The sequence below is a fragment of the Acinetobacter sp. ANC 4910 genome (assembly GCF_004331035.1).
Lineage (GTDB): Bacteria > Pseudomonadota > Gammaproteobacteria > Pseudomonadales > Moraxellaceae > Acinetobacter.
Window position 1 is genome coordinate 24777 of the sequence record NZ_SJNT01000015.1, and the last position, 12949, is coordinate 37725.

At 39.5% G+C, this 12949-nt stretch carries 12 protein-coding genes; 4 read left to right on the plus strand and 8 right to left on the minus strand.

Annotation, left to right across the window (positions count from 1 at the left end; all coding sequences use genetic code 11):
* From ispC to rimO, 6 genes are all read right to left on the minus strand, one after another.
* Positions 1-1197: a 1-deoxy-D-xylulose-5-phosphate reductoisomerase gene (gene ispC / locus E0H82_RS14270; protein ID WP_131265414.1), complete on the minus strand. Its 1197-nt coding sequence runs from the start codon at positions 1195-1197 to the stop codon at positions 1-3.
* Positions 1198-2022, minus strand: a complete 825-nt coding sequence (locus E0H82_RS14275; protein WP_116758989.1) for a phosphatidate cytidylyltransferase — start codon at positions 2020-2022, stop codon at positions 1198-1200. It abuts the gene before it with no gap.
* 3 nt (positions 2023-2025) lie between these two features.
* Positions 2026-2778: a polyprenyl diphosphate synthase gene (gene uppS / locus E0H82_RS14280; RefSeq protein WP_131265415.1), complete on the minus strand. Its 753-nt coding sequence runs from the start codon at positions 2776-2778 to the stop codon at positions 2026-2028.
* A gap of 5 nt (positions 2779-2783) precedes the next feature.
* Positions 2784-3338 (minus strand): ribosome recycling factor, encoded by a 555-nt coding sequence (gene frr, locus E0H82_RS14285; protein WP_116758987.1) that lies wholly within the window; start codon positions 3336-3338, stop codon positions 2784-2786.
* 79 nt (positions 3339-3417) lie between these two features.
* Entirely contained in the window at positions 3418-4146 is a 729-nt protein-coding gene (gene pyrH, locus E0H82_RS14290) for a UMP kinase (RefSeq protein ID WP_016167716.1), read from the minus strand.
* Between the two features lie 49 nt (positions 4147-4195).
* Complete coding sequence (gene rimO, locus E0H82_RS14295) at positions 4196-5539, minus strand: 30S ribosomal protein S12 methylthiotransferase RimO (protein ID WP_131265416.1); 1344 nt, start codon at positions 5537-5539, stop codon at positions 4196-4198.
* Positions 5540-5890: 351 nt separating this feature from the next.
* Here rimO and glnL point away from each other — a divergent pair, with 351 nt between their 5' ends.
* Together glnL and glnG are read left to right on the plus strand one after the other, a co-directional pair.
* Positions 5891-7000 (plus strand): nitrogen regulation protein NR(II), encoded by a 1110-nt coding sequence (gene glnL / locus E0H82_RS14300; RefSeq protein ID WP_131265417.1) that lies wholly within the window; start codon positions 5891-5893, stop codon positions 6998-7000.
* Positions 6987-8462, plus strand: coding sequence for a nitrogen regulation protein NR(I) (gene glnG / locus E0H82_RS14305; protein ID WP_131265418.1), 1476 nt, complete (start codon positions 6987-6989; stop codon positions 8460-8462). Before glnL ends, glnG begins: the two co-directional genes overlap by 14 nt.
* A 35-nt stretch (positions 8463-8497) precedes the next feature.
* Here the strand turns inward: glnG and E0H82_RS14310 are convergent, their stop codons facing one another.
* Complete coding sequence (locus E0H82_RS14310; protein ID WP_131265419.1) at positions 8498-8824, minus strand: hypothetical protein; 327 nt, start codon at positions 8822-8824, stop codon at positions 8498-8500.
* A gap of 136 nt (positions 8825-8960) precedes the next feature.
* Between E0H82_RS14310 and E0H82_RS14315 the strand changes: the two genes are divergently transcribed.
* Entirely contained in the window at positions 8961-9866 is a 906-nt protein-coding gene (locus tag E0H82_RS14315) for a LysR family transcriptional regulator (RefSeq protein ID WP_131265420.1), read from the plus strand.
* Between the two features lie 256 nt (positions 9867-10122).
* On the opposite strand, the gene map is transcribed toward E0H82_RS14315, so the two are convergent.
* Positions 10123-10920 (minus strand): type I methionyl aminopeptidase, encoded by a 798-nt coding sequence (gene map, locus E0H82_RS14320; protein WP_131265421.1) that lies wholly within the window; start codon positions 10918-10920, stop codon positions 10123-10125.
* A 325-nt stretch (positions 10921-11245) separates the two neighbouring features.
* Here map and brnQ point away from each other — a divergent pair, with 325 nt between their 5' ends.
* Positions 11246-12538, plus strand: a complete 1293-nt coding sequence (gene brnQ / locus E0H82_RS14325; RefSeq protein WP_131265422.1) for a branched-chain amino acid transport system II carrier protein — start codon at positions 11246-11248, stop codon at positions 12536-12538.
* Positions 12539-12949: the final 411 nt, after the last annotated feature.

Genomic DNA, 12949 nt, shown 5'->3' on the forward strand with positions numbered 1-12949 from the left:
TTAGCTTCCTTTACTGCTTACAAACTGCTGAGCAATAGATCTGGCAGTTGAGTCCACTTGTAAGATTAAATCTATTGAATCCGCAGAACCATTTTCAACCCGATTCAACGTATGTTCAACTACCACTGGAATATCAGTAAAACCAATCTGTTTTTGCAAGAAAGATGCCACTGCAATCTCATTCGCTGCATTTAAAATTGCAGGAACTAAGCCCCCCGCCTGAATGGCTTGACGAGCCAAGGTTAAAGCAGGAAAACGCGTTGCATCTGGTTCTTGAAAATCGAGTTGATGATTTACAAATAAATCCAAAGCAGGAACATGGGTATTAATACGCTTAGGCCAAGCTAAAGCATGTGCAATTGGGGTACACATATCTGGATTCCCCATTTGCGCCAATGTTGAACCATCAACATATTGCACCATGGAGTGAATAATACTCTGCGGATGCACAACAATTGTTACAAAATGTTCTGAAATTGCAAAAAGATGACACGCTTCAATTAACTCAAGCCCTTTGTTCATCAAAGTCGCAGAATCTACAGAAATTTTCTGACCCATTGACCAGTTTGGATGCTTACAAGCTTGTTCAGGTGTGACACTTCGCAATTCATCTAGAGAATGATGAAGAAATGGACCACCCGATGCTGTTAGTAGAATGCGCGAAACACCTAATTGGGGCTGACCATTACGTTCAACATTCAAATATTGTTCTGGTAAACATTGAAAGATTGCGTTGTGTTCGGAGTCTACAGGTAATAATAGAGCTTGATGCTGACGCGCAGCCTGCATCATCAAGTCACCAGACATGACTAAAGCTTCTTTATTGGCAAGTAATACTCGCTTACCCGCTTTAACAGCCGCCAAGGTCGGCAACAAACCAGCGGCCCCAACTATGGCTGCCATAACAACATCAACATCTGGATGGCGTGCAACAGCTTCTAAGCCTGCTTCGTCAAATAAAACTTCAATATCGTTAATATTTTCTTGTGAAAAAAGTTGTAGCAACTCTGGCTCTTTAGCAGACGGAATCACCACAACTTTAGGACGAAACTGTTTGCAAATTTGCACCAATTCCTGAATTCTACTGTATGCCGTTATTGCAAAGACAGAATAGTCTTCAGGATGCTGTTGCAGTATTTTTAAGGTACTTTGACCAATAGAACCCGTTACACCTAAGATACAAACAGCTTGTGACATTTACAAATCTACGCCAATTAGTTTTAACACATACATACCCGCAGCAAATATAGGTGCTGCAGAAAGCAATGAATCAATACGGTCCAACACACCACCATGCCCAGGTAAAATACGACCTGAATCCTTAATACCAGCACGGCGCTTAATCATTGACTCAAACAAATCACCTAACACCGAACTAAACACAGTGACTATAGAGAGAATCAGAAATAAAATATGTTGTGCTAACGTTAAGTCCAGATATAAAACCTCAACGACAACTACTATAAGCATTGACGTTAATATTCCACCGTACAAACCTTCTACAGATTTATTTGGACTCACATCTGGTGCAAGTTTCTTCTTACCCAATTTACGCCCAACAAAGTATGCACCACTATCTGCGCCCCAAACCAACAAGAACAGATACATCAACCACCATGGTGAACTCACCCATAGTGCAAAAATTGCAGTCACAGCAGCGGAAATAAGAATAAATCCTGAGAAATACAGGCTATTATTATACCAACCGTCGTATTCTGGATAGTTTTTTACCCAATAAACACTCACCAACCAAGACAAAATTGATGCACACCACAATAAAAGTGCAATATCTTTAAAATACAAAGCCAAAGTTGCTAATGCTGCAGTAACAATACCGTAACACCATGCAAAAGGCTTAATAATATGATTTGTTTTTCTCGGCATGAGCTTAAACCACTCATAACCAGCAACCCCAGCGGCAACAATCATCAGTATCAACATTGGATACTGAGATTGAGTAGCAAACATACAACTAAGTACAACTGCCACCAATACCAATGCGGTAATAATCCGCTCTAACATTTATTAATTCTCAAATTTATCTTGTTGAATTTGCTCAGATGTTTTACCAAAACGACGTTCACGCCCTGCAAAAACCTCAAGTGCATGATCAAACTCGTGCACATCAAATTCAGGCCATAAAGTTTCAGTAAAATACAATTCTGCATACGCTGCTTGCCAAAGCAAGAAATTCGACAGTCGATAATCCCCACCTGTACGAATGAGTAAATCTACAGCAGGTAAATCTGACATACTAATATGTTGTCCTACCAGATCAGCATTAATTTGTCCCACTTCAAGCTTACCAGCTTTAACTTCTTGAGCAATTTTCTGTGCAGCTTGCGCCATATCCCACATGCCACCATAACTTACCGCAATGGTTAAAGTCATTTGAGTGAACTTAGCAGTCCTTTGCTCTGCATGCAACATTAACTCACGCAAATGCGAAGACAAGCGTGAACGATCACCAATAAATCGTAAAGCGATTTCAAATTTTTCCATACGCGGGATTTGCTCATGAATTGTCTCTTCCAGCAAATTCATCAGCAAATCCACCTCATACTGAGGTCTGTTCCAATTTTCGCTTGAAAATGCAAAAACGGTCAAAGCCTGAATCTTTCTTTTTCGACAATGCTCAACAATTGGATCTAGGACATTTTTACCTTCACGGTGTCCCGCACCCTTTTGCATTTGCATTTTTTTGGCAAAACGATTGTTGCCATCCATAATGATGGCAACATGTTTTGGAAGATGTGTAGCGTCTTCAGATGTGGTCATTAATTTTAGACCTTCATCAATTCAGCTTCTTTTGCAGCTAGACGTTTTTCAACTTCAGCAACGAATTTATCGGTGATTTTCTGGATATCTTCACCTGCACGGCGCTCATCATCTTCAGAAATTTCTTTTTCTTTCAACAATGCTTTGATATCACCCAACACATCACGACGGATATTACGAATTGCTACTTTCGCATTTTCAGCTTCGTTACGTGCAACTTTTTGCATGTCACGACGTGTTTCTTCAGTCAATGCTGCCATTGGCACGCGAATCGCATCAGCAGTAATAGGGTTCAAACCCAAGTCTGATTCACGAATCGCTTTATCAATTGCGGCAACCATTGTACGTTCAAATGGCTGAATCAATAGTGTGCGAGAGTCTTCAACACCGACATTGGCAACCTGATTTAAAGGCACATCAGAGCCATAGTAAGGAACCATTACACCGTTCAGAATGGATGGATGCGCTCGTCCAGTACGAACCTTTGCAAAACCATGTTCCAACGAGTCAAGTGACTTGTTCATACGGTCTTCTGCGTCTTTTTTAAGATCGTTAATCATATGATCTTCCTTACTTAATTCTAAAAGATATCATTACTAAAATAGTGTGTAGTATAAAGAGCTTTCTGGCTCACGTACATTAGTTCGTAACGTGAGTCCCTTCTTTTTCACCCATAACCACTGAAAGTAACGCACCAGATTTGTTCATATCAAATACCTGAAGTGGTACATGATGGTCACGGCACAAACAAATCGCTGTTAAATCCATAACACCCAATTTTTCATCCAATACCTGATCGAATGTTAAGTTGTCATATTTAACAGCATCATCAAATTTGCTTGGGTCTTTATTATAGACACCATCAACTTTAGTGGCTTTTAAGATAAGGCTAGCTTCAATTTCAATACCACGTAAACAAGCTGCAGTATCTGTCGTGAAGAACGGGTTACCCGTACCTGCAACAAATACACATACCTCACCTTGAGTCAGGTGACGAATGGCATCACGGCTAGAATAAGATTCCACCACAGTACCAATTGGCAATGCTGACATTAAACGTGTTTTAATGTTACGGCGTACCAATGCATCACGCATTGCCAAACCATTCATTACAGTTGCCAACATACCCATTTGGTCACCTGTTACACGACCAACCAAGCCATCTTTTTGTAGCTGGCTACCGCGGTATAAGTTACCACCACCGACAACAATACCGACTTGCACACCAAGTCCGACCAAATGTGCAATAGATAAAGACATTTGATCTAGCACTTGTGCATCAATACCCATGTCTTTGTTGCCCGCAAGTGCTTCACCTGAAAGTTTCAGCAAAATGCGTGAATAGCGTGGATTCTTTGAATCTGACATTCCAAACTCCAAATTTACTTAATCTGTATTTTTCTATATATGGATTTACTTAAGCTGATTTCACTTGAATCAACTTGGCAAACAAGTCGTATTCGTCTGCATCGGTAATTTCAACTTCAAGCAGAGCACCTGGTTTAATCAGATTTTTATCAATATCTTCTACAAAGACGTTTCCATCAATTTCAGGTGCATCCGCATATGAGCGTGCAACTGCAACAGGAAACTCATCTTCAAGATCATCAACCAATACTGTCATGACTTGACCAATGCGCTTTTGTAACTTAGCGGCTGAAATTTCCTGCTGAACTTCCATAAAACGTTCATAACGCTCTTGTTTAATCTCTTCAGGTACGTGATCTGGCAAATCGTTAGCCGTAGCCCCTTCAACTGGTGAATAAGTAAAGCAACCAACACGGTCTAACTTCGCTTCTTTCAACCAATCCAGCAACATTTGGAAATCTTCTTCAGTTTCGCCTGGGAAACCGACCACAAATGTTGAACGAATCACCAATTCAGGACATTTTTCACGCCACAATTTTAGGCGCTCTAATGTATTTTCACTATGAGCTGGTCGCTTCATCAGTTTTAAGATGCGCGGACTGGCATGCTGAAAAGGAATATCTAAGTACGGTAGAATTTTACCCTGAGCCATTAAGTCAATAACAGCATCCACATGTGGATATGGGTAAACATAATGCAAACGAACCCAGATCCCTAATTGGCCCAAGGCTTCACACATGTCATAGAATTTGGTCTTAACTGGCTGACCATTCCAGAAATCCAGTTTATATTTGGTGTCTACACCATAAGCAGAAGTATCTTGGGAGATAACGAGTACTTCTTTTACACCAGCGCGTTTAAGCGCAGCCGCTTCCTCTAAAACAGAACCGACTGGGCGTGAAACCAAATCGCCACGCATACTTGGAATAATACAGAAGGTACAACGATGGTTACATCCTTCCGATATTTTTAAATACGCATAGTGTTTCGGGGTTAAACGAATCCCTTGCTCTGGCACTAAATCAATAAAAGGATTGTGCTTTGGCGGTGCTGGAACATATTCATGTACCGCTTCCATAACATCCTGATAAGCTGCTGCCCCTGTGACTTTTAAGACATTTGGATGCATTTCACGAATTTTATCTTCGTCTTTGCCCAAACAACCTGTCACAATAACTTTACCATTGGCACTCATTGCTTCGCCAATTGCATCCAATGATTCTTGTACTGCAGATTCAATAAAACCACAGGTATTAACAACAACCAAATCAGCACCATCATAATCTGATGCTACATCATAACCTTCAGTCTTTAACTGAGTTAAAATTCGTTCAGAATCTACCAATGCCTTAGGACAACCTAAAGAAACAAAACCGACTTTGGGGGACTTCATGAATCTGCGCTCCACTAGAATCCGCGTATTGTAAGACTTTTCGATTGATAAAAATAGGTGGGAAGCTGACTCTTTGTGTAATGCACCAAAATTAATCCACTGTTTGCCTTACATATTTACATTTGCACCATTTTGATACATTTTAAAAGTTAATTACTTTATATCTTCGGCTTACAATTTTAATAAAGTCCAATTTCAGCGCATTTTTTTAATAAAGGTTCAATTTTGACACCCTAGATTTAAAGTTGGCGTGCATTTTGCTTAATATGCATCAATTGCGTTCCAATATTGGACTATTAATTGCTTTTTGAAGATGCCATTGCGCCATTTTAATACAGGATACCCTCGCTAATGGATCAGCCACATACTATCGACTATCGCGTATTGGTGGACAATTTGACCACCGCGATTTTGCTTGTCGACAGTAAACTTAATATTTTTTACTTAAACTCATCATGTGAATCTTTGTTTGATATGAGTTTATTACGAGCAAATGGACAACCCGTCTTAAATTTGCTGCATATGCCAAACGATGAATTTAATACAGAAGAAGCATTATTTAACACTTTAGCAACGGGTCAACCGTATACACGTCGTGAAGCTACCATTAACGTCAACTTTAAAGACATTCATGTGGATTACACGGTTTCACAACTCAATGCTGGTAAACCTTACCACCCTTTACTTTTAATTGAGCTTAATCCGATTGATCGGATGCTGAAAATTTCCAAAGAAGAAAACCTGATTCAGCAACATCAAGTCGCACGACAATTGATCCGTGGGGTGGCACATGAAATTAAAAACCCTTTAGGCGGAATTCGTGGTGCAACACAACTGTTAGCCCGTAGTTTAAACAATCCAGAATATTCAGAATTCACCGACATTATTATTAGTGAAGTTGATCGCCTTCGTAACCTTGCGGACACCATGTTGGGTTCTCGTCAATTACCAAGTTATGAGCCAGTCAACGTACATGAACCTTTAGAGCGTGTTCGCTCACTCATTGCCAACCAGACCAAAAAGAAAATCAAGATCACACGTGATTACGACTTATCACTACCTGAAGTCAAAGCAGATCGTGATCAACTGATTCAAGTCATGCTAAACATTAGTGTTAATGCCGTACAAGCCATGATGGAAAATAAGGATTTCTTTACCGAACATCAACCAGAACTGGTCTTAAGAACTCGAATTCAACGTCTTGTCACCATTAATGGTGTACTGAATCGCTCTGCGGTTCGTGTTGATATTGAAGATAACGGGCCGGGTGTTCCAGAAGAAATTTTGGAATCCGTGTTCTACCCACTTGTGACTGGTCGTGCCAAAGGTACTGGCCTCGGTCTGAGTATTGCACAAAACATTATGCACCAACATAACGGAATGATTGAATGCCAATCTGTTCCTGGAAAAACAGTATTTAGCTTATATTTACCTTGGGAGTCTAACCATGTCGCGAAATAAAATATGGGTAATTGATGATGATCGCGCCATGCGATGGGTGCTAGAAAAAACATTCAAAGAAGAAGGTTTTGATGTTACTAGCTTCGAAGAAGCACAATCTGCTTTAGACCAACTGGCAACTGACGCACCTGATGTCATTCTTACTGACATTCGTATGCCGGGAATTGATGGTCTGACTTTTTTAGCCAAAGTTAAAAGCAACTATCCAGACCTACCTGTCATTATTATGACAGCACACTCCGATCTTGAATCAGCAGTGTCTAGTTATCAAACGGGTGCTTTTGAATATTTACCCAAACCATTTGATATTGATGAAGCACTAGCATTAGTCAATCGTGCAATTTTGCACATCACTAAACTACAACAACAAGAATCTGCAAAAACCGTATCACCTATTCAATCTACAGAAATTATTGGTGAATCTCCTGCCATGCAGGAAGTGTTCCGTGCCATTGGGCGTTTATCACAATCACATATTACCGTATTGATTAATGGTGAATCTGGTACAGGTAAAGAATTAGTTGCACATGCACTACATCGCCATTCACCACGTAGTAGTAAGCCATTTATTGCCTTAAATATGGCAGCAATTCCAAAAGACTTAATAGAAACTGAACTATTCGGTCATGAGAAAGGTGCTTTTACCGGTGCCAACACACAACGCCAAGGTCGTTTTGAACAAGCCAATGGCGGTACGTTATTCCTTGATGAAATTGGCGACATGCCCTTCGAAACCCAAACACGTCTATTACGTGTCTTGGCAGATGGTGAGTTCTATCGCGTCGGCGGTCACATCCCTGTTAAGGTCGATGTCCGTATTGTGGCAGCAACACACCAAGACCTCGAAAAATTAGTGAATGAAGGACGTTTCCGCGAAGACTTATATCACCGTCTTAACGTCATTCGCATTCATATTCCAAAACTTGCACATCGTAGTGAAGATATTCCGATGCTAGCACAACACTTTCTTGCACGTGCAGGTAAAGAGCTTGGGGTCAGTCCGAAGATTTTACGCCTAGAAACACAAGAGTATATGCAGCAACTTCCTTGGCCAGGTAATGTGCGTCAATTGGAAAATACCTGTCGCTGGCTTACGGTCATGATTACAGGTCGTGAAGTTTACCCAGAAGATCTTCCTTCTGAACTGAAACAAATTCCGATTGAGAAAGCATCAGAACACGCGACCACTTCTAATTTTGACCGTATTTCACTGCATCACTGGGATGAGTTACTGGGTCAATGGGCAATTCAAAAGCTCAAAAATGGTGAAATGAAAATTCTTGATATTGCGACACCAATGTTTGAACGCACACTCATTAATGCTGCACTACAACAGACCCGTGGTCGTAAACGCCATGCTGCTGAGCTTTTAGGTTGGGGGCGAAATACGCTAACACGCAAACTGAAAGAACTCGGCATGGATACAGCAGATGATGACATTGAAGAAGAAATAGAAGGTTAATCCTTAAAAAAACAGCTCCTTGATGGAGCTGTTTTTTATAATTCAGACGAAAACCCAGTATATCGATACATATTTTCTACACCCAATTCTGAACGCACCAGAATGGCACCCTCAAAATCAACTTTCTGAATTTCTTCATATATATTCGCCACCTCATCATCATGAATTTCATCCACCGAACGGGGCATTTTTTCTTCAAAAGAATCTGATACGAACTCAAATCCCAAATCCATTGCAATAAACAACGTATGTTCACACGGCTGGATATATTGCTCTTGCGCCCAATCTACAACAGCCTGCTGACAAATTGGACAACTGATATTGCTTTCTGCTGAATCTATTTCAATAATTTGTTGGTACATTTTTTTCAACTGTAATCACTTAATTGCAGTCTAATAGATTCAACAGCAAAATTACATGAAAGACTCACGATTAAAAATTGACAATATGCAACATTAACTCTAAATTTTAGAAATTGTTGCATAAATGGAATTATAAATGTTATCTGACCTCGATGATTTTTATTGCTTTGCGTTAGTGGTTGAACATGGAGGCTTTAGTGCGGCAGAACGTGCTACAGATATTCCTAAATCAAAACTCAGTCGTCGCGTTTATAATTTAGAAGAACACCTTGGCGTACGACTTATTCAACGCAGTTCACGTCATTTTGCCGTGACTGAGATTGGCATGAATGTCTATCGACATGCTCAGGTCATGATGAACGCTGCACAGGCAGCCCATGATTTGGTGGATCATTTAAGTGTAGAGCCACGCGGGGTGATTAAAGTGAGTCTACCCGTCTCGATTGCTCAGAATGAAATGACCAAGATCTTGCCAAACTTCCTCAAAAAATATCCAGAAATTAAGGTTCAACTTCTGGTGAGTAATCGTCGGGTCGATGTGATTAATGAAGGTATAGACTTAGCCCTTCGTGTCCGATCAAATTTGGATGACGATCCTAGTCTTATCTTGAGAAAATTTGAATTAATTGAACAACATCTATTTGCTAGTCAGGCCTATCTCAATGAATTTGGTGAGCTTAAACAACCCGAAGACTTAGCTCATCACCATATTTTAAGTATGGTTGATGAACATCTTGATCAGCAAATTATTGTCCATGACAACCAGAATCATCAAAAGAAAATCAAGGTGAATCCTGTTGTCATGGGTTCAGACTTAATGATGTTGGCACAACTGGCCCGACAAAACTGCGGCATCGCTTTACTACCAGATTCGATTGCACAAGATTTTATTAAAACTGGAGAACTCGTGCGCGTTTTACCAGAATGGAAAGCACCTCATGGCATATTCCACGCAGTCTATCCATCTCGCAGAGGGCAACTTCCTGCTGTACGCGTTTTTATTGATTACTTAGTGGAGCATTTAGCACACAAACATAAGTAAAGATAAAAAAGGTAAAAAAAAGCTTATCCGAGGAGGATAAGCTTGAAATAAGAAACTACAGCGAGAATCTTGGAGTGCATTTTATAGACCGATCTTAATTCGATCAAAGACAAAAAAACGATTAATATTTTCGCTCAAAAATCACACACCCCAGAAAAACTATAACTCAAGCAAAACAAAGATCGAAATTAACTATTAATATTCGCGAACAAACAAAAAACTTAGACTTAAGTCTAAATTCGATTTAATTGAGTGGTCACTTAATTTCTGGATAATCTCCAGTCCCTTCTGGCCAAGGCGTCAATAACTCAAACCCTGTATCTGTGACTGCAACCATATGCTCCCACTGGGCAGACAAGGACTTGTCTACAGTAACGACTGTCCAACCATCTTGAAGTTCTTTTACGCTACTACGACCGATATTGACCATAGGCTCAATAGTAAACACCATGCCTTTTTTAAGCTTCAAACCTAGACCTGGTTTACCATAATGCAGGATGCTTGGCTGCTCATGATAAACTTTACCTATACCATGACCACAATAATCTTTAACAATACTAAACCCTTCGCGCTGTGCAACGGACTGAATAGCAAAACCAATATCCCCTAATGTTGCATCGGGTTTAACTGCTTTAATTCCTGCCAACATGGCCTCATACGTAGTATCGACCAGTTTTTTAGCTTCTGGCTTAATACTCCCCACATAATACATGCGACTCGTGTCACCAAAGTAACCATCTTTAATAATCGCAACATCGATGTTGATAATATCCCCATCTTGTAAAATACGGGTTGCAGATGGAATACCATGACAAACAACTTCATTTGGGGAAATACAGGTTGTTTTTGTATAACCGTAATAACCAATATTTGCAGGCGTTACATTTAAGGTATTTACAATATAATCATGACAAATATCATCCAGATATTCAGTACTGACTCCAGGCTTAACATACTCACCAATCATTGCCAAAACTTGTGCAGCCATACGCCCCGACACACGCAATTTTTCAATATCTTGCTCAGTTTTAATCACTACTGAAGAAGCCAGCATATTCTCACCCTCTTAAATGATGCAGGCATTATAAGCCTTTTCATTTAAAAATGTTGCGAGTGATACCTCAGAAATCAAGATGCCTTTCACAATATCAAAATGAAGACTCCCAAATAATGTACAATACCTCCCCCATCTAACTTTTTTATAATTTTCTAAACAGACTCTTTAGTAATTTTTCATCAATTTTCAGCCATATAATTCAACCATTAGTTAAACTACACAAAAGTTTGTATAAAAAAAATTCATATTACATATAAAAAATTTTCCCAAGTCCTTATTTTTCTACTAAAATCGCCCTTTTTTAGTCAATGCATCTCTCCAAATGACGAATCTTCGTACTAGAGATATTATTGCCTTGGGTTTCATGACCTTTGCTCTATTCATTGGAGCAGGTAATATTATCTTTCCTCCTATTGTTGCCCAACAAGCGGGTGAACATGTTTGGCTAGCCGCTGCTGGCTTTCTGGTCACCGCAGTGGGTTTACCTGTAATTACCATTATTGCTCTTTCACGTGTAGAAGGTTCAATTCAACTGCTCAGCTCTCCACTGGGTAAAGTTGCCAGTTTAATCTTAACCATTGTCTGTTATTTGGCTGTAGGTCCACTCTTCGCTACACCACGTACAGCAACTGTTTCTTATGAAATTGGATTTTCCTCATATTTTGGTACTTCGCCAAATAGCTTGCTAATTTACAGCATTATCTATTTTGCAATAGTGACGCTGGTTTCACTTTATCCAAACAAGTTATTGGATACCGTGGGGCACTTCCTCGCACCGATCAAAATTGTTTCTTTAGCCGTACTGGGTATTGCCGCATTCTTAATCCCTGCGGGTTACATTCCCCCTGCTATTCATAATTATGCAAGCAGCCCAGTGTCCGAAGGTTTTGTAAATGGCTATCTGACCATGGATACGCTTGGCGCTCTGGTATTTGGTATTGTTATTATTCATGCCATTCACTCACGCGGTGTTACTGACAAAAAGTTAGTTACAAAATACGCTGTGATCGCTGGTCTTATCTCTGGTGTTGGTTTAACACTGGTTTATCTCAGTTTGTTTAAACTCGGACTTGGAAGTCATGAAGTCGCACCAAATGCAGCAAATGGCGCTGTTATTTTGCATGCTTATGTGCAACATGCTTTTGGTGACTTAGGTTCAATCTTCCTTACGGGTATGATTTTCCTTGCATGTATGGTGACTGCAATTGGTCTGACTTGTGCATGTGCAGAATACTTCTCTGAACTGACTCAAATTCCTTATAAAATTTTTGTATTCGTTCTTGTTGGTTTTTCACTCCTGATCTCTAATTTAGGTTTGACTAAACTAATTGCGGTATCGGTTCCTGTGCTATGTGCGATTTATCCACCTGCAATTGTGGTAATCATGCTTAGTTTCTTCGCAAAATTCTGGAAAAATCCTCCAGCAATTATTGCACCAGTAACTGCAATCGCTTTTATCTTTGGAATTTTGGAAGGTTTAAAAGCAGCAGAACTCAATTCTTTCTTACCAGACTTTGTTCAACATCTACCATTAAATGAACAAAATCTTGCATGGTTAATCCCATCTTTGCTGGTCTTGGTTATTGCTCTTATCTGCGACAAATTTAGAAAATAAGTTTTCAATTTGTAATTAAAATCCAATTTTACCCAAATTAGATTTTAGATGTGACCAATAAATGTCGGTTTTACCCAAATCAACTTTTATTGTTTACTTTTCGCAGCCATGCAATACCATGCCCTGCATGTCCAAACTCCAGCCCTAGTTACCCCTCTTTCCTCAAATTTAACCTTGTTGGTCTAATTATTGCTTTATACGACTTAAGCACTATTAAGCTTTTTTCAATATAGAAGTAGGCTAAGTGTTAGGGTTATGAATCATCATATAGGTTACAGATTTGATCATAGAAATATGTATACATAATTATTACCTAACAAAATATGAATCATTCATAAAATAAACAGTTCACCATACAAATTTCAATATTAGTGAAAATTTAATGAAAAAATAACGGTATTAGCTATTGAA